The 25648-nt window shown below is 43.3% G+C and carries 33 protein-coding genes; 24 read left to right on the top strand and 9 right to left on the bottom strand.

The genetic code is table 11. The annotated features are described in order from the left end of the window. Nucleotides 1–43 precede the first annotated feature (43 nt). From ACR65H_RS02880 to ACR65H_RS02870, 3 genes are read left to right on the top strand one after another with little or no spacing between them, the layout of a single operon-like run. The gene (locus ACR65H_RS02880; RefSeq protein WP_440498552.1) at nucleotides 44–244 is read left to right on the top strand and encodes a PLD nuclease N-terminal domain-containing protein; all 201 of its coding nucleotides are present in this window, start codon (nucleotides 44–46) and stop codon (nucleotides 242–244) included. Beyond that, nucleotides 241–1143: an ABC transporter ATP-binding protein gene (locus ACR65H_RS02875; RefSeq protein WP_440498551.1), complete on the top strand. Its 903-nt coding sequence runs from the start codon at nucleotides 241–243 to the stop codon at nucleotides 1141–1143. Before ACR65H_RS02880 ends, ACR65H_RS02875 begins: the two co-directional genes overlap by 4 nt. Continuing rightward, the gene (locus ACR65H_RS02870) at nucleotides 1140–1922 is read left to right on the top strand and encodes an ABC transporter permease (protein WP_440498550.1); all 783 of its coding nucleotides are present in this window, start codon (nucleotides 1140–1142) and stop codon (nucleotides 1920–1922) included. The genes ACR65H_RS02875 and ACR65H_RS02870 overlap by 4 nt, the downstream gene beginning before the upstream one ends. A gap of 114 nt (nucleotides 1923–2036) precedes the next feature. On the opposite strand, the gene ACR65H_RS02865 is transcribed toward ACR65H_RS02870, so the two are convergent. Continuing rightward, nucleotides 2037–2264, bottom strand: a complete 228-nt coding sequence (locus tag ACR65H_RS02865) for a YczO family protein (protein ID WP_440498549.1) — start codon at nucleotides 2262–2264, stop codon at nucleotides 2037–2039. Nucleotides 2265–2402: 138 nt separating this feature from the next. Here ACR65H_RS02865 and ACR65H_RS02860 point away from each other — a divergent pair, with 138 nt between their 5' ends. Beyond that, on the top strand, nucleotides 2403–2900 hold the full coding sequence (locus ACR65H_RS02860; RefSeq protein WP_440498548.1) for a general stress protein: 498 nt from the start codon (nucleotides 2403–2405) through the stop codon (nucleotides 2898–2900). 49 nt (nucleotides 2901–2949) lie between these two features. Here ACR65H_RS02860 and ACR65H_RS02855 read toward each other — a convergent pair whose 3' ends face one another. After that, a complete protein-coding gene (locus ACR65H_RS02855) occupies nucleotides 2950–3150 on the bottom strand; it encodes a CsbD family protein (protein WP_440498547.1) in 201 nt (66 codons plus the stop codon). A gap of 207 nt (nucleotides 3151–3357) precedes the next feature. Here ACR65H_RS02855 and ACR65H_RS02850 point away from each other — a divergent pair, with 207 nt between their 5' ends. Beyond that, on the top strand, nucleotides 3358–3753 hold the full coding sequence (locus ACR65H_RS02850; RefSeq protein ID WP_440498546.1) for a UCP033725 family protein: 396 nt from the start codon (nucleotides 3358–3360) through the stop codon (nucleotides 3751–3753). Nucleotides 3754–3797: 44 nt separating this feature from the next. On the opposite strand, the gene ACR65H_RS02845 is transcribed toward ACR65H_RS02850, so the two are convergent. Both ACR65H_RS02845 and ACR65H_RS02840 read right to left on the bottom strand, forming a co-directional pair. Continuing rightward, complete coding sequence (locus tag ACR65H_RS02845; RefSeq protein WP_440498545.1) at nucleotides 3798–4616, bottom strand: flagellin N-terminal helical domain-containing protein; 819 nt, start codon at nucleotides 4614–4616, stop codon at nucleotides 3798–3800. Between the two features lie 67 nt (nucleotides 4617–4683). Continuing rightward, nucleotides 4684–5715 carry a PQQ-dependent sugar dehydrogenase gene (locus ACR65H_RS02840; protein ID WP_440498544.1) on the bottom strand — a complete coding sequence of 344 codons (1032 nt, stop codon included), beginning with the start codon at nucleotides 5713–5715 and terminating at the stop codon, nucleotides 4684–4686. Nucleotides 5716–5844: 129 nt separating this feature from the next. On the opposite strand from ACR65H_RS02840, the gene ACR65H_RS02835 reads away from it, so the two are divergent. Genes ACR65H_RS02835 through tatC form a run of 4 tightly spaced genes read left to right on the top strand, consistent with a single transcriptional unit; the run spans nucleotide 5845 to nucleotide 9422 of the window. After that, nucleotides 5845–6597 carry a gluconate 2-dehydrogenase subunit 3 family protein gene (locus tag ACR65H_RS02835; protein WP_440498543.1) on the top strand — a complete coding sequence of 251 codons (753 nt, stop codon included), beginning with the start codon at nucleotides 5845–5847 and terminating at the stop codon, nucleotides 6595–6597. A 14-nt stretch (nucleotides 6598–6611) separates the two neighbouring features. Beyond that, nucleotides 6612–8324: a GMC family oxidoreductase gene (locus tag ACR65H_RS02830; protein ID WP_440498542.1), complete on the top strand. Its 1713-nt coding sequence runs from the start codon at nucleotides 6612–6614 to the stop codon at nucleotides 8322–8324. An 18-nt stretch (nucleotides 8325–8342) separates the two neighbouring features. Next, nucleotides 8343–8540 carry a twin-arginine translocase TatA/TatE family subunit gene (gene tatA, locus ACR65H_RS02825; protein WP_060205402.1) on the top strand — a complete coding sequence of 66 codons (198 nt, stop codon included), beginning with the start codon at nucleotides 8343–8345 and terminating at the stop codon, nucleotides 8538–8540. Between the two features lie 12 nt (nucleotides 8541–8552). Continuing rightward, entirely contained in the window at nucleotides 8553–9422 is an 870-nt protein-coding gene (gene tatC / locus ACR65H_RS02820) for a twin-arginine translocase subunit TatC (protein ID WP_440498541.1), read from the top strand. Between the two features lie 67 nt (nucleotides 9423–9489). Here tatC and ACR65H_RS02815 read toward each other — a convergent pair whose 3' ends face one another. Both ACR65H_RS02815 and ACR65H_RS02810 read right to left on the bottom strand, forming a co-directional pair. Beyond that, on the bottom strand, nucleotides 9490–9687 hold the full coding sequence (locus ACR65H_RS02815; protein ID WP_440498540.1) for a hypothetical protein: 198 nt from the start codon (nucleotides 9685–9687) through the stop codon (nucleotides 9490–9492). Nucleotides 9688–9825: 138 nt separating this feature from the next. After that, nucleotides 9826–9966, bottom strand: a complete 141-nt coding sequence (locus ACR65H_RS02810; RefSeq protein WP_440498539.1) for a hypothetical protein — start codon at nucleotides 9964–9966, stop codon at nucleotides 9826–9828. A gap of 186 nt (nucleotides 9967–10152) precedes the next feature. Here ACR65H_RS02810 and ACR65H_RS02805 point away from each other — a divergent pair, with 186 nt between their 5' ends. From ACR65H_RS02805 to ACR65H_RS02790, 4 genes are all read left to right on the top strand, one after another. Then, on the top strand, nucleotides 10153–11202 hold the full coding sequence (locus tag ACR65H_RS02805) for an ATP synthase beta subunit C-terminal domain-containing protein (protein WP_440498538.1): 1050 nt from the start codon (nucleotides 10153–10155) through the stop codon (nucleotides 11200–11202). Between the two features lie 98 nt (nucleotides 11203–11300). Further along, nucleotides 11301–11876, top strand: a complete 576-nt coding sequence (locus ACR65H_RS02800; RefSeq protein ID WP_440498537.1) for a nucleotidyltransferase domain-containing protein — start codon at nucleotides 11301–11303, stop codon at nucleotides 11874–11876. Then, nucleotides 11873–12400: a P-loop NTPase family protein gene (locus ACR65H_RS02795; protein WP_440498536.1), complete on the top strand. Its 528-nt coding sequence runs from the start codon at nucleotides 11873–11875 to the stop codon at nucleotides 12398–12400. The genes ACR65H_RS02800 and ACR65H_RS02795 overlap by 4 nt, the downstream gene beginning before the upstream one ends. A 223-nt stretch (nucleotides 12401–12623) precedes the next feature. Then, complete coding sequence (locus ACR65H_RS02790; protein WP_440498589.1) at nucleotides 12624–12959, top strand: L,D-transpeptidase; 336 nt, start codon at nucleotides 12624–12626, stop codon at nucleotides 12957–12959. Nucleotides 12960–13010: 51 nt separating this feature from the next. On the opposite strand, the gene ACR65H_RS02785 is transcribed toward ACR65H_RS02790, so the two are convergent. Continuing rightward, nucleotides 13011–13328: a winged helix-turn-helix transcriptional regulator gene (locus ACR65H_RS02785; RefSeq protein WP_440498535.1), complete on the bottom strand. Its 318-nt coding sequence runs from the start codon at nucleotides 13326–13328 to the stop codon at nucleotides 13011–13013. A 103-nt stretch (nucleotides 13329–13431) separates the two neighbouring features. Here ACR65H_RS02785 and ACR65H_RS02780 point away from each other — a divergent pair, with 103 nt between their 5' ends. From ACR65H_RS02780 to ACR65H_RS02770, 3 genes are all read left to right on the top strand, one after another. Next, nucleotides 13432–14280, top strand: a complete 849-nt coding sequence (locus tag ACR65H_RS02780; protein WP_440498534.1) for a VOC family protein — start codon at nucleotides 13432–13434, stop codon at nucleotides 14278–14280. A 171-nt stretch (nucleotides 14281–14451) separates the two neighbouring features. Beyond that, the gene (locus ACR65H_RS02775; RefSeq protein WP_440498533.1) at nucleotides 14452–15018 is read left to right on the top strand and encodes a sigma-70 family RNA polymerase sigma factor; all 567 of its coding nucleotides are present in this window, start codon (nucleotides 14452–14454) and stop codon (nucleotides 15016–15018) included. Then, nucleotides 15015–16124 (top strand): DUF4179 domain-containing protein, encoded by a 1110-nt coding sequence (locus tag ACR65H_RS02770; protein ID WP_440498532.1) that lies wholly within the window; start codon nucleotides 15015–15017, stop codon nucleotides 16122–16124. The genes ACR65H_RS02775 and ACR65H_RS02770 overlap by 4 nt, the downstream gene beginning before the upstream one ends. Nucleotides 16125–16186: 62 nt before the next feature. Here the strand turns inward: ACR65H_RS02770 and ACR65H_RS02765 are convergent, their stop codons facing one another. Further along, nucleotides 16187–17062, bottom strand: coding sequence for a helix-turn-helix domain-containing protein (locus tag ACR65H_RS02765; RefSeq protein ID WP_440498531.1), 876 nt, complete (start codon nucleotides 17060–17062; stop codon nucleotides 16187–16189). A 190-nt stretch (nucleotides 17063–17252) separates the two neighbouring features. Between ACR65H_RS02765 and ACR65H_RS02760 the strand changes: the two genes are divergently transcribed. After that, nucleotides 17253–17405: a hypothetical protein gene (locus ACR65H_RS02760; protein WP_440498530.1), complete on the top strand. Its 153-nt coding sequence runs from the start codon at nucleotides 17253–17255 to the stop codon at nucleotides 17403–17405. A gap of 197 nt (nucleotides 17406–17602) precedes the next feature. On the opposite strand, the gene ACR65H_RS02755 is transcribed toward ACR65H_RS02760, so the two are convergent. After that, nucleotides 17603–18721, bottom strand: a complete 1119-nt coding sequence (locus ACR65H_RS02755; RefSeq protein WP_440498588.1) for an RNA-guided endonuclease TnpB family protein — start codon at nucleotides 18719–18721, stop codon at nucleotides 17603–17605. A gap of 182 nt (nucleotides 18722–18903) precedes the next feature. Between ACR65H_RS02755 and ACR65H_RS02750 the strand changes: the two genes are divergently transcribed. The 7 genes from ACR65H_RS02750 (at nucleotide 18904) to ACR65H_RS02720 (ending at nucleotide 25648) form a co-directional block, all read left to right on the top strand. Then, nucleotides 18904–19980 (top strand): AI-2E family transporter, encoded by a 1077-nt coding sequence (locus tag ACR65H_RS02750; protein ID WP_440498529.1) that lies wholly within the window; start codon nucleotides 18904–18906, stop codon nucleotides 19978–19980. Between the two features lie 189 nt (nucleotides 19981–20169). Beyond that, the gene (locus ACR65H_RS02745; RefSeq protein ID WP_440498528.1) at nucleotides 20170–21357 is read left to right on the top strand and encodes an MFS transporter; all 1188 of its coding nucleotides are present in this window, start codon (nucleotides 20170–20172) and stop codon (nucleotides 21355–21357) included. Between the two features lie 213 nt (nucleotides 21358–21570). Then, nucleotides 21571–22686, top strand: a complete 1116-nt coding sequence (locus ACR65H_RS02740; protein WP_440498527.1) for a GAF domain-containing sensor histidine kinase — start codon at nucleotides 21571–21573, stop codon at nucleotides 22684–22686. Between the two features lie 12 nt (nucleotides 22687–22698). Beyond that, complete coding sequence (locus ACR65H_RS02735; protein WP_440498526.1) at nucleotides 22699–23346, top strand: response regulator transcription factor; 648 nt, start codon at nucleotides 22699–22701, stop codon at nucleotides 23344–23346. 189 nt (nucleotides 23347–23535) lie between these two features. Continuing rightward, on the top strand, nucleotides 23536–24264 hold the full coding sequence (locus ACR65H_RS02730) for an SDR family NAD(P)-dependent oxidoreductase (protein ID WP_440498525.1): 729 nt from the start codon (nucleotides 23536–23538) through the stop codon (nucleotides 24262–24264). After that, complete coding sequence (locus tag ACR65H_RS02725) at nucleotides 24264–25298, top strand: S-adenosylmethionine:tRNA ribosyltransferase-isomerase (RefSeq protein ID WP_440498524.1); 1035 nt, start codon at nucleotides 24264–24266, stop codon at nucleotides 25296–25298. The genes ACR65H_RS02730 and ACR65H_RS02725 overlap by 1 nt, the downstream gene beginning before the upstream one ends. Further along, nucleotides 25298–25648 (top strand): VOC family protein, encoded by a 351-nt coding sequence (locus tag ACR65H_RS02720; RefSeq protein ID WP_440498523.1) that lies wholly within the window; start codon nucleotides 25298–25300, stop codon nucleotides 25646–25648. The genes ACR65H_RS02725 and ACR65H_RS02720 overlap by 1 nt, the downstream gene beginning before the upstream one ends.

Here is a 25648-nt window from a genome sequence, read left to right as displayed (position 1 = left end):
GTGTTATACTTAGTGTATAACAAAGGGAGAGGTTGTGACATTCATGTCTGAGCTTGAAAACATACCTTGGAATCTTATTTTGCCGATACTTGTACTTCAATTGATCTTGATGGTTGTCGCTCTAGTTGATGTCATAAGGCATCGGCGGACGAATGGACCGTTCATCATGTGGATTTTCATTATATTGCTAGGGAACATTATCGGATCAATTTTGTACTTCATTTTTGGGAGGCGGCAAGAATGACGCAATTGCTGCAAGTGAATGATCTAACAAAGATATATGGAAGTCATAAAGCTGCAGAATCGATTTCATTCGAATTGGAGGCAGGAACTTCAACAGCATTGATCGGTCCGAATGGGGCGGGAAAGACGACGACGCTTTCCATGCTTGCTGGACTTGTTACGCCAACAAGTGGTTCGATTTTATTCAGGGGGCAGACGAAGTCGGATATACGGTCTTCCATCGGCTACCTACCTCAATATCCAAAGTTCTTTCCTTGGTTGACTGCCCTGGAATTCACGGAGATGGCTGCCGTGTTGAGCGGAGTTGAAAAAAGGCAAGCATTGGCGGAAGCGAAGAAGACGCTCGAGTTTGTCGGCCTTGGAGATGCTATGAAGAAAAGAACTGGAACGTTTTCTGGAGGGATGAAGCAACGGCTTGGATTGGCACAGGCGATTGTCCATGGACCTGAGCTGCTCCTGTTAGATGAGCCAGTATCAGCTCTTGACCCTGTTGGACGAAGGCAAGTGATGAACTTGTTGAAGGAACTCCAACAGAAAACGACAATTTTATACTCAACCCATATTTTGAACGATGCAGAAGAAATGACAGACCAGCTGCTATTCCTTCGGAAAGGTGTCCTTGTCGAAAATGGATCGCTGGATTCCATCCGAGAGAAATACGCCAACCCACGTATTCTTATCGAGTTTGGATCAGTCGAAGAAGCAGAACGGTTTACTGCATTGTCACCATGGAAAGTTAAAGCGGAAAAGAAGCAAGTGTCCATTGATGCTTTGAAGGAAGAGATAGGTACGTCTGAAGTTATCGCATTACTGCATGCAGAAACCCTTCATATTCGGAAGGTGGAATTGCAAACGGCAAGCTTGGAAGAAATCTTCATGAAAGTGGTGATGGGGGAATGAGCAGCTTCAATGTATTGCTACGCAAGGAATGGCGTGAAAATGTCCGTAATTTCAAGCTGTATTGGATTCCAATCGTGTTTGTCATCTTTGGAGTGCTCGAGCCGATCACGAATCATTTCCTTCCTGAAATTATGAAGAGTGTCGGCAACTTGCCGGAAGGGACAAATTTTGCATGGCCGGAATTCCGAGGGGAAGATATTTTCGTCTCATTGATGAGCCAATACCAGACGATCGGCATCCTTGTTATCATCCTCGCTTTCATGGGTTCCATTTCAGGTGAGCGAAAATCCGGTACGGCAACGCTTCTATACGTGCGTCCAATGTCGTTTGGACAATATTTCCTTAGTAAATGGGTAGTCGTCAATGCAATTGTATTAGCTAGCGTTTGGTTAGGTTTTTTCGCGGCGTGGTACTATATTCAAATTTTATTCAATTCAGTGTCGGCAGGGGAAGTCTTTACGTTTTTAGGGACATATAGTTTGTGGTTGGTTTTCGCTGTGACAGTCGTTCTTGCATTCAGTGCTTGGACGTCTACGGGAGGGGTTGCCGGGCTATCTATCTTAGTCCTGCTCGTTTTCCAAATCATCGACGGAGTCGTCGGCGCATATTGGACAGTGACTCCTTGGAAGTTGAGCACATATGCATCATATGCATTCAGCGCATCTGGAGATCAATCAGCCTATTGGATGAGTGTAGGGTTGACGGTTGCCCTTATCATTTTGTTGATCCTTTTTGGGATGTATATGTCGAAAAAGAATGCAGCAAAGACATTAGTATAACAGGAATTAGACAGGGTATAATTGAAGTTTACTGACATTTCCCGGGGAATATCGACAGGTGACGACAAAAGTAGAGGATTGGAATTTCACAGATTCCACCTCTACTTTTTGTGTTTATTTATATTTTTCTTCGCTGGACGAACTGCTTTTTGTTTTATGGTGATGTTCTTCCTCATATTCTTCCAATCTTACATCCTCTAATGGAATTGGATCGACATTTTGCATATCCTCGTGCATATCGTAGATGCTTTCCTTGTCAGTCGGCAAGTTTTCCGGATTGTCCATGAATGAGCCTTTGGCGTCTTTCCGATCCTCTGAAGTAAAAGGTTTTTTCTTATCCAATGAAAGCACTTCCTTTCTGTTCTTATTCTATTCACGCGATTCATTGAGACTAAACATGGCGCATATTTCATAGAAAGGTGTTTCCCGTGGATTCTAAGGGTAGAGTAATGAAAACAAAGGAAAAAAGGAGTGTTTAATTTGGAGAAAAGATACGTTGGTACGTTGAACAAAATTGACGCGGCATTGTATAAGATTACAGAACTGACCTCTCAAGGCTATTCAGAAGACCAAATACACGCCGTCGCAAATACGGATGACGATTTAGCACAATTGCGCAGGCAAACGTTTGTCGCCTTGGACGGGAGGGAAGAAGAGAACTTTCTTGATCGGTTCAAGGGGATGTTTATTGACGATCAGCCGAAGCAGCAAAGATTATTCGAAGAGATGGGCTTCTCTAAACAGGAAGCAGAAACCATTTATAATGAAATGAAAGATGGAGGCATCGCGATTTTTGTCGATAATGTCGAACCAGATGTATCGATTGAGGGACGTGGAAGTGGAGAAGTCAAGGACACAGAAAGAGATATAAGAGCAACAATGATCGATAGGGAAACTATGGTGCCCGCTGATGATATAGTAGAGCCGAAAGATGAGTATGGAGACTCTGTTCCACGAATCAACACCGACAATTTATAATGAAGGAAGGCTGTCTTCCAGATTAGGAAGGCAGCCTCCATGATACCTTTTAACGCTTCTGATTCTTGTAATTGCCAAAACGATCCTTGAATTCGCCGACTTCTTGTTGTGCTTCACCTTTCAATTTGTCCAATTTGCCTTCCGCCTGCAGCATTGCATCATCCGTCGCATTACCATATTGGTCTTTTACTTCACCTTTGACCTTATTGACAGTACCTTTGATCTTGTCTGAATAGTTGTTGTCTTTCATAATAAAAACCTCCTTAAAGAGTAGTAGTTTTTAAATACCCGATAGGGAAAAAGGCAAACGTAAAGAGAGGAATGACACGAAATTTTAACCTGACAAGAGTGTAAAGTCCTTGTGAATTATGTCGAAAATTTGGTTAAACTTACCTGTCCCCATATTTCCTGGCTTTATATAATAGAGGCATACATAGCATTTCTTGGAGGAGATGGAATGATAAGAAAAGGTCGTTTTGCGGTTTGGAACGGTAAAGAATATCCCATCGTATCCCAACGACGCACATATTATTTGCAATCCGATAATCCGAAAGATAAGGAAATAGGGTTTGTCGAAATGGATGCGAACGGACATTTTTTCAAGGAAGTTAGCACTGATGAATTGGCAGACGCTTATGAAGTGTTTCCCTATGCGATCCTATCAGGTTATCGCTTTGCTTTGGAGAGTTATGAGCAGGAGAGCGGCATGGCGATGCTTGTGACGAATAATCCGTTTGCTCAAAAGAAAGTTGCAGTCAGCCCTTATGGCAAAAATGAATTTCGAATTGATCTTCCGATAGAAGAAGTCACCATCTTGGAAGACTGCGTTCCTATTTTAGGATTTGAGAAGTGAAGAACAGGCTGTCTGAAAGTTGAAGTTTCTTATCGGACAGCCTGTTACGAGTGTTTCAGCAGCTGAAGGACGGATTGAGCCTGTTGCATATGCAAGGAGAGGATATACTGGCTAGCTTGCAGAAGAATATTTGCTTTCGTCAGCGCCATCATTTCTTTAGCGATATCAACATCCCTAATTCGTGACTCGGCAGCAGTCAGATTTTCTTCCATTGTAAGTGCATTATTATAGCTGTGTTCCAACCGATTCACATAAGCGCCCATTTTGGAACGTTCGGATGAGACGGTCTGAATGGCTTTATCCACTGAAGCTATTGCTTTGTCGGCATCCTCCCGGGTGGCGATAGAAGCATTCGTCAGTGAAAGAGCGTCAATACCCATATTACCAATAGAAAATTCGATCGATTGTCCAGCATTCGCTCCTGCTTGTGTTTTGAATGAAGAACTCGACCCATCAAGCAACTTTCTCGTATTGAATTCCGTATCTGTCGATGTGCGTTGAATCTCTTTTTTAAGCTCCTGGAATTCCTGATTGAGCAACTCACGATCAGCTTCCGTCAATGTGTCGTTTGCTGCCTGAACACTTAGTTCCCGCATGCGTTGAAGCATAGCGTGAGATTCATTCAACGCGCCTTCCGCCGTCTGAAACAATGAAATACTATCTTGGATATTACGCTGTGCCACTTGCAGTCCGCGAATTTGAGCGCGCATCTTTTCAGAAATAGCCAAACCAGCGGGATCATCTGCGGCTCTGTTGATGCGCATACCGGAAGAGAGCCTTTCCATCGACCGCATAACTTGATTATTATGCATAGTCATATTGCGAAGGATATTCAACCCCATCGCATTCCAATTACCGAGCAATTATATCCTCCTTTCTTCTTATTATTTATATCGGAATATTTCAGAAAAATTTAAGAACTATTTACGCTTATTCTAAAATAACCGTCATCTCGTGCGAGCCGATTTTATAGAAAATGTCATCCGATTCGGTTGGATTCCCACGGCCATCCGTGTTATTTGTAATGAAGAACAGCGATTCACCGTCGGAATAGATGTCTCGAATCCGACCGTATCCATCGATTTTGTCTATAATTTCCATACGATCGGGATCGATCACCAATATTGCTTTCCCCCGTAGCGCAGCGACATAAAGCAAACCGTCGTGAAATGTCATCCCTGATGGGGCCCAAGTTTCGTTCGCCCCCGAAGTAAGCAGAGGGGAATACATGCCTTCCTTACTTTCATTTCCTTCAATTTCCGGCCAACCATAATTCCCGCCTTGCACAATCTTGTTTATCTCATCATTTGCTGATTGTCCATGCTCTGAGGAATAAAGTTCACCTTCCGAATTCCAGGCGAGTCCTTGTGGATTCCGATGCCCCATGCTAACAATGTTGAAACTACCATCTTTTTGTATTTTTACAATTTTTCCGTTGGGTAATTCGGGATTTTGTGCATTTTCAGGAGTTGCTCCGTCACCAATCGTGGCAAATAAAGTTCCTTCCGGTGACATGGCAAGTCTCCCTCCATGATGGACTGGTCCCGACTCGATTCCGTCCAAGAGGATGTCCGTCTCCCTCCACTCCCCTTCCTCATACTGCAACCTGACAATCCGATTGATAGGAGCTCCCGCAGAGTCGTACGTGTAGTACGCATAGGCGAGTCCAGATTCATCAAAATCATCCTGAAGAACAAAACCGAGCAACCCAGCCTCTGCGGCATCCGAAAGCGGTTCGGAGAGATGCACTTCTTCACGTATCATACTGCCATCCGCCTCAACCTTCACAATCGTCCCATTCCGTTCTGTAATGAAAAAACGATCGCCGTCTGAATCAATGGACCAAGGGGATTCTAATTTTGTAGCAAGTTGCTGTGTAAGAGTGGTAGAGGTAGTCGTTTGTTTGTTCATTGAACACCCCGCCAATATGATCAACATGAAAACAAATAATAAACGCTTCATTAGAAAAACCTCCTTCCAAAAGATTTGTTTTAAACAATATATCGTAATTGGATAATTATTGCTCAACTTGTATGAAACACATAAGAAGACGGACATGCTAGATGACATATACAGGGAGGAGGAAACAATATGGCTGAAGAACAAAAAGGTTTGTCGAGACGCGATTTCCTAAAAACGACAGGAATCGCCACTGGAGCATTGGTAGGGGGAGGATTGATTGGAGGTCTTGTTGGTTACAACGTCAATAAAGACGGCGCAAAAACGAAAAGCGGAACGCAGAATGCGGAAAATCACGATGTAACATCGGTCAAAGGCTTAATGTTCTTTACGAATCATGCTGATTTCAATGTGCTTTCCCAGGCTGTTGAGCGAATATTCCCGGAGGATGATCTCGGACCGGGAGCTATCGGACTTGGCGTGCCCTATTTCATAGACAACCAATTGGCAGGAAGTTATGGCAACAATACACGGGAATATATGCAAGGCCCGTTTTTTGCTGGAGAAGCGACACAAGGCTACCAGAGCAGGCTGACGCGTGCCGAGATGTTCAGACAAGGAATTGCCAAGTTTGAGGAAGAGGCACAAAAACGCTATCAAAAGCCGTTTGTTGAGCTGGATGGAGGTCAAATGGATGAGATCCTCACTGCATTCCAAAAAAATGAAGTGGAGATGAAGGGCGTTTCATCTGAATTCTTTTTCCGTGTTCTTCGGCAAGCGACATTGGAAGGGGCATATGCTGACCCGATCTACAACGGAAACAACAATATGGACGGCTGGAGGATGAAAGGATTCCCAGGCCACCAATTTGCGTATATCAATATGATTGAAGATGAAAAGTTTCAAAAGATCGAACCAAAATCAATTAGTACGATGCAACACTGACGGAGGGATAACAAGTGGCAAAAACATTGGATAAAGTGAATGTCGTAACAGTCGGAGTCGGTTGGATGGGAGGCATCATCGCAGCTGAATGTGCGAAGGCGGGAATGAAAGTACGCGGTTTGGAAAGAGGGAAACCGCGGAGCACGGCTGATTATCAAATGATACATGACGAATATCGTTATGCAATCCGCTATGAGTTGATGCAAGATTTGTCGAAGGAGACCATCACATTCCGTAATCACCGCAAAATGCGCGCGCTCCCGATGCGGCAGTTGGGTTCATTCCTCCTTGGTGAAAATCTCGGTGGTGCTGGAACGCACTGGAATGGCCATACGTTTCGCTTCTTGCCGTACGATTTTCAAATTAAGACAATGACCGAGCAAAAATACGGGAAAAACAAACTTTCATCAGATTACTTGCTGCAGGATTGGGGCGTCACATACGACGAATTGGAGCCATATTTCGATAAATTTGAAAAGACGGCAGGCATATCGGGAGAAAATACAAATCCTTTTGCGGGTAAACGTTCGAATGAATTTCCGACCCCTCCGATGAAAAAGACTCCGATTCTGAAAAAGTTTGAAACTGCCGCTTCATCCTTGGGCTATCATCCATACATGCTGCCTTCAGCAAACCTCTCAGAGGCATACGAAAACCCGGACGGCGAGACAATTGCTGCTTGCCAATATTGTGGGTTTTGTGAACGGTTCGGCTGTGAATATGGGGCAAAAACATCACCTGAAATTACTGTAGTACCGACAGCAATGAAAACAGGAAACTTCGATGTGACATTCCACGCCAACGTCGTTGAAGTCCTGAAATCTGGCAATAAAGTGACTGGAGTCAGGTATGTGGATACGCAATCCGGTGAGGAGTTCATCCAACCTGCTGATGTCGTCGTCTTGACAAGCTATGTGATGAATAATGCAAAATTGCTTATGGTATCAAAAATTGGTGAACAATATAATCCCGAGACGGGAAGAGGAACTTTAGGCAAAAACTATGGCTATCAAATTTTGCCGGGCGTGACTGGATTTTTCGATGAACAGATGAATGTGTTCATGGGTGCAGGAGCTTTGGGCATGACGATTGATGACTTCAATGGCGACAGCTTTGACCATTCGGATCTTGATTTTATCCATGGGGCGAGCATTTCACTTACGCAAACAGGTTATAGACCGATTCAGACAAACCCTGTTCCGCCGGACGTACCAGCTTGGGGAGCTGAATTTAAAAAGGCTTCAATTGAGAATTTTACTCGCATGTTATCGATTGGCGGCCAAGGAGCTTCCATGCCACATAAAGAAAACTACATGTCGCTTGACCCTGACTATAAGGATGCATACGGTGTGCCGCTATTGCAGCTGACGTACAATTTCACCGAGCAGGATCGGAATATGCATAAGTACCTTACAGACAGGATTGCGGAAATTATGAAAGAGATGGGTGCGAAAACTGTAGTTCCTGGAAACCCGATTTCTGACTATGACATAGTTCCTTACCAAACGACACATAATACGGGTGGAACAATTATGGGTTCGGATCCCGCAAACAGTGTTGTTAACACATATTTGCAACATTGGGATGCGGAAAATCTGTTTGTCGTCGGAGCGGGGAACTTCCCGCATAATGGCGGTTATAACCCGACAGGCACAATCGGAGCATTAGCATATCGCACAGCAGAAGCCATACAGAAATACAGCAAAACGGGAGGCTCTCTCGTTTAAGAAAGGGAGAATTTCGCTATGAGTTTAGCGAGTATCGGCGTACCGGGGTTAATTATCATCTTAGTCATTGTCCTCATCCTATTCGGACCGCGCAAACTACCGGAAGTCGGGTCAGCAGTAGGCAAGACGTTGGCAGAGTTCAAAAAGTCCGCACGCGACATTTTGGATGATGAGGAAGTCAAAAAGGAACCTTCGAATAAAACGGATCATTCATAAGTAGGTGGAGACATGGATCCTTATGGTGATCACCAGCGGAAAATTCTTAGCCCGCTTGATAAAAAGAATAGGACGGAACAAAATCAGTTAGTTGGTGAAGGAGAAACGGAGAAAGTGGTTGTGGTCGAAGCCGAGACTACAAAAGAGATGGCGGCAATGAAAGCAGAGGAAACGATAAGTGGAGATCCTCCGCTAGTCGAACATCTCACTGATTTGCGCAAACAGCTCATTAAAAGTGCAGTCATATTTGCAACTTTTTTTATCGGTGTATTCGCGACAGTCAATCTATGGTTTCCTATTGTTACAAGAGGGCATGAGTTGATAGTCCTTGGACCGATGGAAGTTGTCGTCTTTTACATGTCCATCTCGACCGCATTAGCATTTGGTCTGTCGCTGCCGTTTCTTTGCCACTTTTTGTGGCAATTCGTTAAGCCGGGTCTTAACCCGAAGGAGACACAGTTTTTAAGTCTCTATTCACCCATCATGTTCTTCTTGTTTCTAGGTGGTTTGGCGTTCGGCTACTTTGTCGTCAATCCGTTGAGCTATAGCTTCCTCATATCACTAGGAGCGATGAACTTCAATGTGATGGTGTCAGCCCAGGAATACGCCAAATTTCTGCTAATGACAACGATGCCGATCGGCCTCTTGTTCGAGCTGCCGATCGTCGCCATGTTTTTAGCCGCAATCGGTGTATTGACAGCTGATACTTTGCGAAAAGTGAGGAAGTGGTCATACTTGACCTTGGCCGTCGTCTCCGCGCTGATTACACCGCCCGACTTCGTCAGCCAACTTATCGTCCTCATTCCGATGATCTTGTTGTATGAGGCTAGCATTTTCATCGTTCTCTACATGGAAAGACGTCATGTCGCAGTTAATGAATAATTATTTTCGGCAAAAAGGAGAGGCCGCACTCGTAAATGCGCCCTCTCCTTTTAGTGTTTTACTCGATTTAGCTGAAAAGACCGCCCAGTAATCCTTTGTTCCGACCATTGGAAGTGGTCGTGGAAGTGCGGGAGCTTTTATCGCCTCTCATCGGTGTAGATCCGAATGACTCAAATTGCTTAGATAGTTTGCTTCTCGCATCCTTGTTTCTCATTAAATACGCTGCACCTAAACCGAGAGCGGCGATTGCCATTTTATTTTTCATAATCGTTACCTCCTAATTTTTTGCTTATAGTCTACTTTCCCGATTTGAAAGAGCCTAAACTACGAGTTTTTTAGCTCCATTATCAGTATTAAAAAAACGACATCCAAAAGGATGCCGATTTTCCCGTGAGAAAGATTTTTATGAACGCATTGATCCATTTTTTGAGGTGAATGGTTCTGCGAGCGATTCGAACTGCTTCATCAGCTTTCCTCGGACATTTTTATTCCTCATGAGAAACGCCGCTCCAATTCCTAATGCCGCTATTGCCATCTTATTCATAAAAACGTCACCTTCCTCACATTGGTTTTTGGATCATAGTTAAGATTCCCTACTTCGTGATTTCTATCCACTTAAAAGGAATTCAGTAGATCTCTTCTTGTTTGAAAAATAAATTACGTTGAAGAGTAATTTATTGTTGCTTTAGGGTGTAAAATAAATTACTATACAAAGTAAGGGGTGAAAAATATGGAAAGAGACAATCTTCGATTAAATGTTTCATTATTGAGGAGAAAAGTGCCGAACTTGACGAGCGCCGCCAAAGCAGTCGGTCTTCGGCCAGCAACCGTTTCGAATTTGTGTACAGGGAAGATTTCTGTGGGGAAGTCGGAAGTAAGAACGCTTGTGGCACTTGCGGATTTGGCGGAGTGCAGTTTGGATGAATTGATAATTCGGGGGGAGAAGATTGAAATGATTGAAACGAAAATTAAAGCATTGGATTTATTTGCACCATTAGCGAAAGGCGGGACAGTCGGACTGGTTGCACGGAAACAAATGGGTCAACTTGTTGTAATGAGTGAATTATTTTATCGGCTAAAGAGCGAGGGCTATACGACATTCCTGTTAATGCCCGAGGGGAATTATCCTGAGTTGGAAGATATATTGGAGAATGTAGACGTGACGACGAAAACTATTGACGAAACGTATGAGAGAATGGCAGCTCTCGGCCTTGAAAAGGAAATTGCGTTTGCAGCAGACAAAAGTCATGTAGTAGCTGGTGGAATTTATGAGTTGCAAGAGCGCTTGCAGCAAATCGGAATGGAAGCTGTCACTACGTTCCTATTGGATTTAACGGGAGAGGCAGTGGACGAGGAGCTTCCATACGGCCCACTTGAAACGCTTTGGCAGTTCGACGCCGATTTGGCGGCAAGGCACCGATATCCGGCAGTGAACCCGATTGCTTCCACTTCATCTGTACTGGAAGGCTCACATATGGATCAAAACCATTTCTTCATTCAACAGAGAGCACAAAAGCTTTTACGGCGTTACCGGGAATTGCGTTCACTTGTTGCTGTAGGCGGGGAAGAGAAGCTGCCGGCTTCCGAAGCGCAAACGTATAAAAGAGGAGAACGTTTGGAATCGTATTTGACTCAGCCGTTCTATGTAGCGGAAGAGTTCACGGGGCAAAAGGGAAAATCCGTTAGTCTTCAGGATACTTTGAAAGATGTGCAGGCTATATTGGATGGGGCATTTGATTCCCAAGATGTTGAAAGTTTAAGCTTTATCGGGAAATTGTAAAAATAGTTTGAAATAATATCGGTGTTCAGATAAAATGAGGTTTACGAGGAGTGACTGTGTCGCTCCTTTTTTCGCGTTAATTTATGAGGGGGATGAAAATGTTGCGCTCATGTCGAAAAGTAGCAGAGTGGATGAGTGGCTATAAACGTCCTTGGGGAATTGCGGGCGGTTGGGCAATTGATCTGTTTGTGGGGGGCCAAACCCGAGACCATTCCGATATCGAAATTGCCATCCTTCGGGAAGATCAACATGAGATGCGTGGGGCATTAGCCGATTGGTCCTTTCAAAAAGCGGTGAAAGGGAAGCTCTTGGAGTGGGGATCGGAGACATTGAAACTGCCGATCCATGAATTGCACGGCGTTAACCGAACAGGGGAGCACTTGGAAGTACTATTGAACGAAGTAGAAAATGACCAATGGATATTTAGACGAAATCCGGCAATTGCTTTCCCCAGCTCAACACTATTGTTAACTTCCAAGGAAGGCATTCCTTATTTGCATCCGGCAGTCGTTCTTCTATATAAATCGAAAAATCCGCAAGAGAAGGATCACGCTGATTTTCATGCTGTGAAGGACTTGCTAAGTGAAGAAGATCAGCAATGGTTACAGCATTCACTGAAGATTCATGTCCCAGACAATGAATGGGTATCCCAATTGCGAGGAATGGTGGAATGAACCGAGTCATGGTCATTGGCGTTTCAGCAGGAGTAGGAAAGTCTACGTTCGCACGCGCGTTAGGGAAGTTGACCAAAATTGGGGTCACTCATCTTGACCGATTGTATTGGAAATCTGGCTGGGTCGAAGCGCCGGCTGAAGAATTTTCATCGGCACAACGGGAAATTGTCAAACGGGATCAATGGATAATCGAAGGCAATTACACATCTACTATTGATATTAGGGAACCGCATGCTGACACGGTCATCTACTTGGAACTTCCATTGCGAGTCTGTCTTTATCGGGTCGTCAAACGACGGATTCAATATCACGGAAAAACTCGAGAAGATCTGACGGAAGGTTGCCCTGAAAAAATAGATTGGGCATTCATCAAATTCATCTTAACTACGTACGGTAGGCGAAAGAGGAAAATGCTTGAACGAATGCAGCGTTACGCAAATGAAGGAAAAACGGTCCATTATTTGAAATCATCTGCACAAATTCAAGGATTCTTATCAACCTTTTCTAAAGGAGAAGTAAGATGAAATTGGCGGGGCGTCCAAAACAAGTCGTTTCGCGACCAAAGTAGTCATCTATGCGTCCAAAGCAGCTATCTATGCGTCCAAAGGGAATCCCCCTGCGACCAAAGTTCGCATGAAGACGTCCAAAGCTGCCCTTCCCACGTCCAATGTAAGCTCTCAAGCGCCCAAAGCATACGGTTTCCCGCAAGTATCTTATAAGAACAAATCTTTTTATTAAGGCGGGAAGCTGATGCGTTGGGTTGATGTTTCTATCAGTAAACACGAATTAAAGCTGTATGAAGGAAAGAAACTACTGAAAAAGTATCCGATCGCCGTAGGGAAGATGTTGACGTCTACACCACAGGGGACATTTAGGATTATTAATAAACAGCTGAATCCAGGAGGACCGTTCGGTGCATTTTGGATGGGGCTATCTAAACCTCATTATGGAATCCATGGGACCAATAATCCTTCATCCATCGGGAAAAATGTGTCGCATGGATGCATCCGAATGCATAACAAAGATGTCTTTGAGCTGTCATCCCTCGTGTTGCTAGGAACTACGGTAAAAATCCATAGATGAATAGCCGGTTGCTCAGTTCAGTTGAGCAACCGCTTTTCGTTGAAAATTATCCTATTCCTCGATTGTAACCCATTCCTTCGACCACTCTTCAATCTCTTTCATGATCGGCGTCAATGATTTCCCTTTCTCCGTCAAAGAGTACTCAATACGGACTGGCGTTTCAGGGAATACTTCACGAACGACGAAGCCACGCTGCTCCAAATCCTTTAACCGTTCTGTCAATGTTTTCCCGCTCACTCCCAATTTTTCAGTCATCGTGCAGAAACGCTGTGGACCGGACATGAGCTGATATAAAATCAAAGCGGTCCACCTTTGGCTCAATATAGACACGGCTTTTTCGAAGCGAGGACAAAGCTCGAATTCATTCATATGCCAAAATCCTTTCGTATAAAAATCAATAGTTGTTGACAAAGTATAGTATAACATATAAAGTTAGTTACATAAAGTAATTTACTTACCAGGAGGTATAAATATGAAATTTCATCAACCACCACATATATATACAGGGGAAGTCGTTTTGAAAGTGACGGACCTAGACAAACTAACAAGTTTTTATACGGAAACTATCGGATTCCGCATACTCGAAAAAGGGGATAACCGAGTTGTATTAACAGCAGATGGTCAAAAACCATTGCTTGTCCTCGAACAACCGGAGCATATTTTTTCGAAAGAGGCAAGACGTACAGGTCTTTACCATTTTGCCCTATTGCTGCCGACGCGTGCAGATCTCGGAAAAGCAATCAAACATTTTTCAAGGAACGAAGTGCGTCTTGGAGCTTCCGATCACCTCGTGAGCGAAGCGCTATACTTATCAGATCCTGATGGAAACGGAATTGAAATTTACCGCGACCGGGAACCGGAAGCATGGACATGGCAGGACGGTTTTGTTGGAATGAGCACAGACCCGCTTGATGCAAGAGCGGTTGTTGAAGCAAGTGGAAATGAAGAATGGGATGGTCTGCCTGTGGGCACAGTCATGGGACACGTCCATTTGCACGTTGCGAATCTCGCTGAATCGCAAGCTTACTACGAAGCGCTTGGATTTGAAGTAGTTACTCCTTATCCACAAGCATTGTTCATGTCTACAGGTAAATACCATCATCATATTGGAATGAATACTTGGAACGGGGCAGGCGCGCCTCGTCCGTCCAAAGAAAGTGCCGGACTCGAAGCGTTCACACTTGTATATCCTGAGCAATCGACATTAGATGCGGCGATCGAGAGGATCAAAGAGCTTGGTGCAACTGTTGAATCAGCAGCAGAACATTTTGTGACAGAAGATCCGGCAGGAAATGGAGTTTTCTTGCGCATTCACCAATAACATTTGAGGATTACTATGAAATAAAACAATAAAAGAAATCGATTCCCACGCTACAGGGAATCGATTTTTTATATATAAACTAGAAAAAAGTAATGTGCATATGAGAGATAAAATTTTTTGGCTCGTTGTATAGGGTGTAAAAGCTTTTACAACAAATAAGGGGAACTGCAAATGAAATCTACTAGTGAAAATTTTATACGTCGGTTGCAGAAACATAAAGAAGATGCATTGGAATTCATCATCGATACATACTTGCCATTGATAAAAGGCATTACGCACAAAGTGCTATCGCCACTTGGAAATGAAGGATTAGTGGATGAATGTGTCAACGATATCTTTCTGTCGATCTGGGACAATGCGGACAAATTCCGCGGGGATTCAACAGATTTTAGGAAATGGATTTGCGCGATTTCAAAATACAAATCAATTGATTATTATCGCAGGGCAACGAAGCGAATGGAAGTTACCTCCGAACATATGGACATGAATGTCGAAATGTCGGTGGAAGACGAATTAATCAGAGTGGAAGACAAAACTGAACTGATTAAGCTAATCAACCGACTGGAACCGCTCGATCGAGACATCTTTTTAATGAAATTTTTCTTAGGTTACAAGACGGCGGATATATCCCGAAAAACCGGCTTAAGCATAACGGCGATTGATAACCGGGTGTTCAGAGGAAAAAAGAAACTGTTTAAAGAGGCACAAAGTTTGAGTGCGGGAGGCTTTGTATTATGAAAGAAAAAGATATTTATCAACTGCTAAATGAACTGGATATTGATGAAAAAGATGTTGAGGAAATAGAAGTTAGCGATTTTGATAAGGCAAAAGTGAAAAAGGAAATAAAAATGGCACTACGTAAAAAGAGGAAGAGGCATAGTTGGAAAATGAAAGTCGCTGCAGCTGTCGCTGTAGGTGGTTTATCAGTATCCGCGCTTGGCATTGCCTTTCCGGCCTATGCGGGGAATGTACCTGTTATCGGCGATATTTTCAGGTTTCTGGACAATGGGAGAACAGGAATCTACGATAATTATCAGGAATATTCAAGTACGGTTAATATGATGAAGGGAAGTAACGGCGTTAAAATCACAATTAATGATGCGATTTATGATGGGAAAACCGTTTTATTGACCTATTCAATCGAAAGCGAGCGGGATTTGGGCGATCAACCGCTTATCGACGGCTATTTGGATATAAAAGAAACGAGTGGGGGTTCGGGAAGCGACCAGATTACAAAAGTTGGAGAACATCAATATGTGGGCTTAATTACGGGCAGCAGATTGGACGAGAAGGACTTGGATACTGTGAGAGTGAAATGGAAAGTGGATAGCATTTCAATTGACGGCACAGGAGAAAAGGTCAAAGGGAACTGGAACTTCTCTCTTTCTTTACAAGCATCCGAAAATGAAGTTCAGCTTGTTGATCAAGGGACAGAAAAAAATGGTGTTACTGTATCCGTTGATAAAATAACAGTTACACCGATGTCTTTCATTGTGTATTACGATCAATTGGTCTCCAAAGAAGTCCTCGATAAATGGCATGGGATCGATGTGGAAATCGAAATTAAAGATAACTTGGGCAACCATTACGCGGGCGATGGAAATGGCGGCTTCGGTCAGGAAAATCATATGCGCTGGAGCAAGACGTTTAAAAAGCTTGATCCCGATGCGACGAAGCTTATTATTACGCCTTCAGCCAGATTATTTGAATATACATCTGAGAATCATGGCGGCGTCGAGATTACGAAGAACGGAGAAACGAAGGTCATCGCCACACCAACGAAAGAAGGAAAAGGTAGTGAAGAGTTTCAAATGGATGATATTGTTGTTGATTTGGTAAAATGAAATTCGGGAATACAACATACGGAAAAAATGGACCGTTGGCTTCACAGCCTTGGTCCATTTTTCTATTCTTCAAATGATAGGTTCACTGGTTCATCCAGTAACTCGGGCATTACTTCCAAATTTGTGGTGGATGAAGATTCCGGGGCTTCTTCGAATTGAAATTGATTCACCCATAGCTTTCCTTTCCCTTGCAAAAGCACTCCAAACGAGATGGTCTTGCTTTCGGATGGAACGTCAAGGACAAGTGAATAATAATTCCAATCGAGCGTCCCTTGGAGAGGGCGATTGCTCATATTATCGAATTGCAGCACATCTCCTAATTGATTGTCGATGCGCATCCATGCGCCAGCGAATTGTTCTACGTCTTCACATTTGAGAAAACAAGATAACTTCACCCGTTTGCCAATATACTTGTCTGCTTTAAATTGCTGCATCATCGTTGCAAATTCTTCATGTCCCGTCACAAATTCTGACTGGATGTATCCAGAAGCTTTTCCTGTATGTACAACCTGCCGATCAATCCCCATCTTGAAATGATTCGGGTGACTTCCGCTTAAAAACCAGCCTTTCATTACTTGCATAAAAAATTCCTCCTCTTGTTTGATTGTAACGCTCCTCATAATCCTTCGATATTCACCTGGTGCTAAATGGTATGTTTTCTTAAACGCTCGGCTGAATGCTTCTTGGGAGCTGAATAAAGCGTTAAGGGCAATATCAAGGATCCGATCATCCGAGTGGATTAATAAAACAGCTGATGCTGCCAGTCTTCGTGTGCGAATGTATTGATCCACACTCATATGCAAAACAGATTGAAACATCCGGTGAAAATGAAACTTTGAATAGCCGGAAAAACTAGCTACATCCGCCAGTTGGATGTCCTTGTGTAGATTTTCTTCAATCCATTCAACAGTTCTTTGGATTATCTGTTCGCCTTCCATGAACTCATCCCCCTTTAGCACAAGTATAGCGCGGGTAAGTATACGCGTTTTGATAAAAATTGCGATTCTCCCAATTCCAAACCGCAATTTCAAATCAAAATAAACATCATGATTGTTGGTATCGTTATGGAAAGACAAATGAGGAGGAATACTTATGTGAAACGTCAACATCGTGATTGGAAGTTTATTAATGGCTTTACTTGTCGTAGGAATGCATAATCTCGTCCAATTTGTGTTCACGAAAGAAATGCCAAGTTTATTGGAGACGAGAAAAATAATTTTATTTGTAATCGTATTTATTAGCTGCATCGGATTATCAAAGAAAGAGGCTAGCAATAAGTAGTATTACTAACAAAATGATTGTAGATAAATGAAACTTCTTTTCGACACCGAACGTAATTAACCGTATACGTGAACTACCCACCACTTAACGCTTTGCGGTTGAAGTGTAGGCTTCTCGACTTATCGCCGCTTTTACTAGCCAACGAAAACTGACCGAGCTAACCCTCTTGTTCCAAAAGTTTGGTTTTTGTTTTGACTTCATGGTAATGCTAACATCAATTCCCCTTCATTTCTGATATTGATAGCGGCATTCCAATCCCGATCGATAACGAATCCGCAATCGCAATTGAACGTTCGTTCGGAAAGGTGTAAGGCAGCATTTACATGACCACAGGCCGAACAGGTCTTGGATGAGGGGAACCATTTGTCGATCTTGATGAGGTGCTTGCCTTGTTCATCTAGTTTATAACGTAGGAATGTTGTGAACATCCCCCATCCATTGTCGGTAACGCTTTTGCCGAAACGGAAGGCCTTCGACATTCCCTTCATATCAAGATCTTCGATGACGATACAATCGTATCTATTCACCAATTTCCTTGATGCTTGGTGAAGAAAATTTTTTCGTTGGTTTGCCACTTTTTCGTGGAGTTTGGCGACTTTGACTCGTTGCTTTTTCCAGCGGGAGGAGCCTTTCATCATGTTGGACAATTTTCTTTGCTCTTTTGCCAGTTTTTCTTCTGCCTGTCGATAGAACCGTGGATAATTGGCTTTCTTACCCTCTTCGCTCTCGACAAAAAGTCCATTCATGGCAAAATCCAATCCGATGACATGGTTGATTTCTTTTTTGCCCGGATTGTGTTCGTACTTTGTGAGTATGGAAATATGGTACTTTCCAGTGGCTGAACGGGAAATGGTGCATGACTTGATGACATGATGAGATGGGATTTCGCGATGCTGTTTCATTCTAAGGGGTGTGAGTTTCGGTAGTTTGATGTGGCCATCCAGAATCTTGATATTTCCGTTGACCATGTTGGTCGTGTAGGATTGTTTCGACTTGCGATGCTTGAATTTTGGATACTTCGACTTGCCTGAGAGGAAATTGGAGAACGCCGTTTGCAGATTCAACTGGGCGTTGGCCAGTGCCAGGCTGTCAACCTCCTTGAGCCACTCAAATTCTATTTTGTATTTGGCGGGCGTCGGAAGCTTCTGCTTCCTCAGTAATGCCTTGTTGTCTTTGAATTTTTCATAGGTTTCCTTGCGTTCTGCCAGCATTTTATTGTAGACAAATCGAACACATCCAAATGTCCTGACCAAAAAATCTTCCTGCTCCTTTGTCGGGTAGATTCGAAATTTGTATGCTTTATTTGCCACTCCAATCACCTCATTTCAGATTGGGAATACCTGTTCCTATTATATCGATCAAAAGAGGTGTTGGCTAGGGCCAACCGAAATTCATCTCGCTCTTACGTTGGGATTCACCCTTCACACGCTCGAAGAGGGAGACTTCTTTCGGAAATCTGTTAAACTATTAGTAACTGAACGGTAAAGGACGTGGGAAATTGACGAAGAAGTTATGGTTCCAAGTTGGCGTAGGGATCTTGTTATCAATATTAATCATTAAATATTTCATGGAAATCAGCTTCATATTCGCGCCGATTGTCATCATTATTAAAGCAATAATCTTACCTTTGCTACTTGGCGGGGTGCTCTATTACATGACCGAACCGATACAACGTTTTTTGGAAAAACGGAAAATTCCTCGTTGGGGAAGCATTTTGATCATCTTGGCGGGTCTCATCGTTGTCATTGCAATCTTCATCTCCATCATAGGTCCACATGTGTCAAAACAGGTAAATACTCTCGTTGAAAATGCACCGACGTTGGGTAAGGAATTTGAGAATATGAAAGATATATTGCCTCAAAAAGAAGACTTGCCTGAAAGTCTGCAAAAATCACTCGACAGTGCTGCGGATTCGCTTCAAACAATTGCAGTGAATTTTGGAAAATGGGTCGTTCAGTTTTTGCAATCCTTCTTCCAAGCTGTATTTCTGCTCGTGTTGGTGCCATTCTTCTTCATTTTCATGCTGAAGGACCATGAGAAATTTGCACCGATCATCTATAACCTGTTCAGCGGCGAGCGCCGTGATTGGGTGAAGAAGACTTTGAGTGACATCAACAATGTTCTTCGTTCTTATATCCAAGGCCAGTTTCTGATCAGTGCTATCCTTGCGTCACTCATATTGATTGGATACATGTTTCTAAAATTAGAATATGCATTGTTACTTGCGATTTTTGCGCTATTCATGAACTTGGTGCCGTTCATCGGACCATGGATTGCTGTGACACCGGCATTGATCATCGCCTATATACAAGACCCTAAGCTTGTCATTGGCGTTGCAATCGTTACACTTATTGCCCAGCAGATTGACAGCAATCTCATCACACCGAACGTCATGGGCAAATCGCTCGACATTCACCCGCTCACCGTCATTACTATCATTCTGGCAGCGGGCAACATCGCAGGCTTCGTCGGCATCATCGTCGGAGTGCCTGTGTACGCGGTCTTGAAGGTGATTGTGCGGAATATTTATGAGCAGCGCAGGAGTATCAAAGACGCTGCTACGAAGAATGTGTAGGGATATGTAAAGCAGATGGAGGAGTTCCTTCATCTGCTTTTTTCATGGTGAATTATTGGGCGGTTGCAACAGGACAACTTATTCCTTTTAAGGGTAAGGAACCTTCAAAACTAGTATTTACACAACTGTAAGCAACAGATTTCGAATGGTATAATGAGAGCAAATAGGCTGACGACTGGATGTGGGAAGATGCAACCTGATGGCTACACAATAAGAGATCTTCAATTTTGGAAAATCGTGCTCGGCTTAGGGTTTGCCTCGGTTTTCATCTTTGCATCGATGTATTCAATGCAACCACTCCTTCCTTTATTTACAACAGAATTCGGCATTTCGGTTTCGTATGCAAGTATGGCCATGTCGATGACGACGATTGGGCTTATTGTTGGGCTCATTGTTCTAGGTTTCTTCTCAGATCGAAATGGCCGTAAGGTATACGTATACCTATCCCTGATTGGATCAGTCATTCCGTTTCTCATTATCGCAAACACGGAATCCTTCCTTCTTATTGTTATCCTGCGTTTCGTGCAAGGTTTTGCGCTCGCCGGCGTACCGGCTGCGGCACTCGCGTATATTAGCGAGGAAGTACATAAGAATTTTACAAACATCGCAACTGCGCTCTACATATCTTTCAACAGTTTGGGAGGCATGGTCGGTCGATTCATGACGGGTTTCATAGCTGAACAGGCTTCGTGGCAAATGTCTTTATACATCCTCTCGATTTTCGGAATGGTGCTATTTATCGTCCTACTGCTAGCTTTGCCGAAATCAAGGAATTTTGTGCCAACTGATACGACCTTCTTAAAAGATATTGAGGGGATTGTATTTCATCTAAAAAATCCAAGCCTGCTCGTCGTCTTCGGCTTAGGCATCATCCTTCAATTATCATTCACAGGAGTATGGACGTATTTACCGTTTCATCTGATCGATCCACCGTATTCACTATCTCTTGAAACAATTTCATACTTATATTTGGCGTATGGATTCGGGGTCGTCGGTGCTCCGCTTGCAGGGTGGCTCTCCGGCAAGTTCGGTCTTCGTAATGTCAGGTTTGTAGGAATCGTTTTACTCGTTTTGGGCATAGGAGTGACAGCATTTTCGTCTCTTATCGTCACTATTATTGGCCTTTGTATCGTCTGTTTAGGGTTCTTCACTGCTCATTCCTTGACGGCTGCATCTGTCAGCAAGGAAGCGACGCATCATAAAGGCAGTGCAGCAAGCCTTTACTTAGTTTCTTATTATATTGGTGTAGCAATGGGCAGTACGTTGCTCAGCCCACTGTATGGGTCGTTCGGATGGGGTGGACTCGTTGCATTTACTGCAATACTGCCGATTGTTTATGTGGGGATGATCCGTTTAAAGCGAATGAAAAAGGCATAGTGAATAAAAACAGGGCAGTCAGTGATTGAGGCATGTCCTGTTTATTCATTTACTTTAGACAAAGACCAACTTATACGGATCGGTTGAGTAGACAGCAATTCTATAACACCGAAAACGAAAGATTTCAGAGGGTATATTCAGCAAAAGTATGGGGCGGGTAGATTCATGGAGTGATATTATGTAAATTATATATAAGAGGATGGAGGCGCTGCTATGCATCCAACAGAATTTTTGAATGTCCGATTGTTAAAGGAAATTGCTGAGTTTATAAATGAAGAAACTGAAATAGAAGCGATGTTATCCGGCGCCCTTCGAAAATTCATAAATGGAACAAACTTCGAAACAGGTTGGATATTTTTCATTTCTGACAACGGTAAGCAACAGCTAATTGTCAATGAAAATCTGCCTGAAGCTCTTGCTCAAAATAGATGCAGCCAATTGAAAAATGGGGGCTGTTGGTGTGTATCCAAATATCGTGAAGGCAAGTTGGAGAAAGCGTCAAATATTATTGAGTGCCAACGTATTGAAAACGTGATTGCTGCAAAGATCGGGGATAATGGAGGGATTACACACCATGCAACGGTCCCGCTCCAATCAGGTCAAGAACGCTTTGGGTTGGTGAATGTCGCTGCATCGAATACGGTTATTTATTCTAAAGGAGAGCTCGCATTGCTCGAATCACTTGCATTCCAATTAGGATCAGCGATTAAACGGATTCTCTTAACGAAACAAGAGCAGGAGATGGCCTTATTACAAGAGCGAAATCGTTTAGCGAAGGACTTGCATGATTCAGTTAACCAGCTTTTATTTTCCGTGACATTGACGGCAAGAGGCGGAGCAGAGATGACTGCCCAAGCTGAAATCAAAGAGACATTCAAGGAAATCCAGAACTTGTCGCAGGAAGCATTAAACGAAATGAGGGCTTTAATATGGCAGCTCCGTCCAAGTGGACTTGAAAGCGGGTTGCTAGAAGCAATCAAAGGATACGGGGAAATGTTAGGTTTATCCGTACAGGCTGCTGTATCCGGTGTCATTAACATACCGTCACATGTTGAAGAGGCGTTATTTCGTATTTCACAGGAAGCGTTGAATAATATCCGAAAGCATGCTGGTGTCCCTGTCGCCGAAATATTTTTGAATGTAACAAAAACCGATGTATTGCTCGTCATCAAAGACGATGGTCATGGATTTTTACTCAATGACGGAATCCGGCTTTCTTCAATGGGTTTACAAAGCATGAAAGATCGTGCGAAGAATGCAGGGGGTTCGATAGAATGGGACAGCGAAATTGGGAGAGGGACAGAAATATTAGTCCGGATACCATACTGAGAGGTGAACGGAATGATAAAGGTATTAATCGCGGATGATCATCACGTTGTTCGAAGAGGGTTGCTATTTTTCTTGAAAACGCAGAAAGACATCCAAGTGGTTGGTGAAGCGAAAAACGGAAAAGAAGCGATTGAATTAACGGCCGAACTTCGACCTGATATTGTACTTATGGATTTAATGATGCCTGTAATGGACGGGATTCAAGCAACAAAGCATATAAAAGATAGTTTTCCGCGAGTTGAAGTACTCATATTAACAAGTTTTTCCGATCGAGATCATGTCATCCCGGCTATCGAAGCAGGAGCAGCGGGCTATCAGTTAAAGGACATTGAGCCAGACGAGCTTGTTATGTGTATTCGACAAATTATGCGAGGAGAAAACACAATTCATCCGCATGCAACAACGCATCTAATGAAGTTAAGGGCACAAAAGGAAGTACCGCCTCATGTGCTTAACCCACTGCCCCCCCGTGAACAGGATGTGCTAGCAGAGCTAACGAAAGGTAAAAGCAATCGGGAAATAGCATCTTCATTATTCGTGTCCGAAAAAACGGTGAAAACGCATATATCCAATATTTTTCCAAAGTTATTCGTTCAGGATCGAACGCAAGCAGTGCTGTATGCAGTAAAATATGGTTTGACTGAATCGAGTGGTGACTAAATAGGAAAGAGCTTTCGTTGAGTGTAAATCGAAAGCTCTTTTTTGTTGGAAGAGAGGTGTTACTTCATTCAAAAGTCGTATACATATCTCCTCTTTTTTTAGTAGGAGTTTTCAGTCGTCCTTCCGATGCCTCTAGTGCCCTTTCTCCCTACAATAAATGCAAGAACAAAAAAGAAAGCGGGAGATTGTATGAATACAAAACCGGTAGTTATGATTACAGGAGCTTCTAAAGGTCTTGGTAGGGCATTGACTATAGCATTTGCAAAACAAGGAGCACGACTTGCCATTTATGCAAGGGGAGAAGAACTGCTGCGCAAGGTGGAACTAGAAGCACGGGTCCTTGGGGCGGAAGTGGTCGCAATAAATGCTGATGTTTCCAATGCGAGGGATGTCGAACGTTTCGTATCAATTGCGCAAGAAGCGTATGGAAGGGTTGATGTATTAATAAATAATGCATCCTTATTTGGGCCAGGTCCTACACTGTTAGCGGATTATCCGGACCATAATTTTGAGGAAGTGCTTCTGGTGAATACGATGAATCCATTCCTTGTCACGAAACGTGTATTACCAGGCATGTTAACTAGGAATAAAGGGAGAATCATTAATATAACTTCAGAAGCGGGAAAAACGGGATTTGCGGAGTGGGGGGCTTACGGTATTTCCAAGTTCGCAGTAGAGGGATTAACACAAACATGGGCTGATGAACTGCATGAGACGGGGGTTAGTGTCTGCATGGTTGACCCTGGAGAAATGGATACGGAGATGCATGAGATAGCCGTTCCGGATTGTGATTATGAATTAGTGGACCCGAATGATGTAGCGAGCGTCTTTGTATCTATTGCGCTGAATGAATCCATAGAAGTAAATGGAATGAGATTCGAGGCACAATCCTTTTTAAATGAAAAGAGGGACATTTGATGATGACAGATACTCGTCCCTTCCAAGTGCCCGCATATTTAAATGCGAATACCCCTGCAGAATATAGAGGAAGTGGGCGGGACGATGTCCGTTTATTGGCTCTCGATAGAATTACAGGGGAAAGTTTTCATCACCATTTTTCCGAACTGAAATCCATTTTGCGTGAGGGAGACTTGCTTGTGTTAAATAATAGTCGCACCCTTCCGGCAGTGTTAAAGGGAAGAAAGGGAGAGCGACCGATTGAAATTCGACTATCCCGTAAAGTTACCGACCAAGAATGGGAAGCACTCATTATAGGAGATGTATGTCTGATAGGGGAAACGATATATCTTCCCGGAGAATTAACAGCGACTATTATAGGGAAAGGAAACGAGTCCCCTTTAGTCATTCTTTCTTTTTCGAAGAGTGGGTTGGATTTATATGACGCAATTTATCAATACGGGGAGCCGCTGCACTATGAATATATTAAAACCCCATGGCCGTTAGAGATGTACCAGACTGTGTATGCTTCGGTGCCGGGTTCCGTGGAGATGGCATCAGCAGGAAGAGCCATTTCCCATAAGTTGCTATATACATTAAAGCAAAAGGGAGTCGAAATCGCTTATCTGCAGCTGCACGCCGGATTAAGTTATTACGGGAATGACCGCTGGCCGAATCCAACGAACCATGTTGAAGCATTTTGCATTCCGGAAAAGACCGCAGAATTAGTAAACAAAACGAAAAGAAATAACGGACGTGTCATCGCCGTCGGAACAACAGTCGTTCGAGCACTTGAAACTGCGGTTACTAGCGATGGCATGGTTGAAGCGCAGGAAGGGGCAACATGTCTTTATATTCAAAAAGGATATACCCTAAGAGCTGTGGATGGGCTGTTAACAGGTTTTCATGAACCGGAGGCAAGCCATCTGGATATGCTTAGTGCTTTTATTGAAGAGGATATTCTTATGAAGGCTTATAAGGAAGTATTGGCAGATGGATATCTTTGGCATGAGTTTGGTGACATGAATTTGATCCTGCCGATGGGAGAAAAATGATGAAGTGGCATCACGGCGGAATTGAAGTTGGAAGTTTACAAGACTCCATTCATTTTTATGAAAGTATGTTTGATTTGAAAATGGAACAACGCTTGATGTTGAACGGCGAAAAAATTGCCTTTCTGAAAAATGAACATATAAGAATCGAATTAATCGAATCAGAGAACATTTCGGTTTTAGCCAATGTCGTCCATTTGGCATGGCAAGTCGATGACATTGAGGAATGGATGAAGAGATTGGACGGGAAAGGGCTATTTCCTTCAGAGGGCCCTTACAAGCTTAAAAATGGCTGGATAGCGGTTTTTTATGAGGGGCCTGATGGTGAGGTGATCGAGCTGGTACAGGTGTGA

The sequence above is a fragment of the Sporosarcina sp. SAFN-015 genome (genome assembly GCF_059415085.1).
The sequence above is the reverse complement of the archived record's forward strand: the minus strand, read 5'-3'. Positions and strand labels throughout refer to the sequence as shown.

Bases quoted from the DNA above. Each gene is read 5' to 3' on its own strand.
- ACR65H_RS02880 (WP_440498552.1), top strand. From the start codon at position 44: ATGTCTGAGCTTGAAAACATACCTTGGAATCTTATTTTGCCGATACTT.
- ACR65H_RS02875 (WP_440498551.1), top strand. From the start codon at position 241: ATGACGCAATTGCTGCAAGTGAATGATCTAACAAAGATATATGGAAGT.
- ACR65H_RS02870 (WP_440498550.1), top strand. From the start codon at position 1,140: ATGAGCAGCTTCAATGTATTGCTACGCAAGGAATGGCGTGAAAATGTC.
- ACR65H_RS02855 (WP_440498547.1), bottom strand. From the start codon at position 3,150: ATGAAAGACAACAACTATTCAGACAAGATCAAAGGTACTGTCAATAAG.
- ACR65H_RS02850 (WP_440498546.1), top strand. From the start codon at position 3,358: ATGATAAGAAAAGGTCGTTTTGCGGTTTGGAACGGTAAAGAATATCCC.
- ACR65H_RS02840 (WP_440498544.1), bottom strand. From the start codon at position 5,715: ATGAAGCGTTTATTATTTGTTTTCATGTTGATCATATTGGCGGGGTGT.
- ACR65H_RS02835 (WP_440498543.1), top strand. From the start codon at position 5,845: ATGGCTGAAGAACAAAAAGGTTTGTCGAGACGCGATTTCCTAAAAACG.
- tatA (WP_060205402.1), top strand. From the start codon at position 8,343: ATGAGTTTAGCGAGTATCGGCGTACCGGGGTTAATTATCATCTTAGTC.
- tatC (WP_440498541.1), top strand. From the start codon at position 8,553: ATGGATCCTTATGGTGATCACCAGCGGAAAATTCTTAGCCCGCTTGAT.
- ACR65H_RS02815 (WP_440498540.1), bottom strand. From the start codon at position 9,687: ATGAAAAATAAAATGGCAATCGCCGCTCTCGGTTTAGGTGCAGCGTAT.
- ACR65H_RS02810 (WP_440498539.1), bottom strand. From the start codon at position 9,966: ATGAATAAGATGGCAATAGCGGCATTAGGAATTGGAGCGGCGTTTCTC.
- ACR65H_RS02805 (WP_440498538.1), top strand. From the start codon at position 10,153: ATGGAAAGAGACAATCTTCGATTAAATGTTTCATTATTGAGGAGAAAA.
- ACR65H_RS02800 (WP_440498537.1), top strand. From the start codon at position 11,301: ATGTTGCGCTCATGTCGAAAAGTAGCAGAGTGGATGAGTGGCTATAAA.
- ACR65H_RS02795 (WP_440498536.1), top strand. From the start codon at position 11,873: ATGAACCGAGTCATGGTCATTGGCGTTTCAGCAGGAGTAGGAAAGTCT.
- ACR65H_RS02785 (WP_440498535.1), bottom strand. From the start codon at position 13,328: ATGAATGAATTCGAGCTTTGTCCTCGCTTCGAAAAAGCCGTGTCTATA.
- ACR65H_RS02780 (WP_440498534.1), top strand. From the start codon at position 13,432: ATGAAATTTCATCAACCACCACATATATATACAGGGGAAGTCGTTTTG.
- ACR65H_RS02775 (WP_440498533.1), top strand. From the start codon at position 14,452: ATGAAATCTACTAGTGAAAATTTTATACGTCGGTTGCAGAAACATAAA.
- ACR65H_RS02770 (WP_440498532.1), top strand. From the start codon at position 15,015: ATGAAAGAAAAAGATATTTATCAACTGCTAAATGAACTGGATATTGAT.
- ACR65H_RS02765 (WP_440498531.1), bottom strand. From the start codon at position 17,062: ATGGAAGGCGAACAGATAATCCAAAGAACTGTTGAATGGATTGAAGAA.
- ACR65H_RS02760 (WP_440498530.1), top strand. From the start codon at position 17,253: ATGGCTTTACTTGTCGTAGGAATGCATAATCTCGTCCAATTTGTGTTC.
- ACR65H_RS02745 (WP_440498528.1), top strand. From the start codon at position 20,170: ATGCAACCTGATGGCTACACAATAAGAGATCTTCAATTTTGGAAAATC.
- ACR65H_RS02740 (WP_440498527.1), top strand. From the start codon at position 21,571: ATGCATCCAACAGAATTTTTGAATGTCCGATTGTTAAAGGAAATTGCT.
- ACR65H_RS02735 (WP_440498526.1), top strand. From the start codon at position 22,699: ATGATAAAGGTATTAATCGCGGATGATCATCACGTTGTTCGAAGAGGG.
- ACR65H_RS02730 (WP_440498525.1), top strand. From the start codon at position 23,536: ATGAATACAAAACCGGTAGTTATGATTACAGGAGCTTCTAAAGGTCTT.
- ACR65H_RS02725 (WP_440498524.1), top strand. From the start codon at position 24,264: ATGATGACAGATACTCGTCCCTTCCAAGTGCCCGCATATTTAAATGCG.
- ACR65H_RS02720 (WP_440498523.1), top strand. From the start codon at position 25,298: ATGAAGTGGCATCACGGCGGAATTGAAGTTGGAAGTTTACAAGACTCC.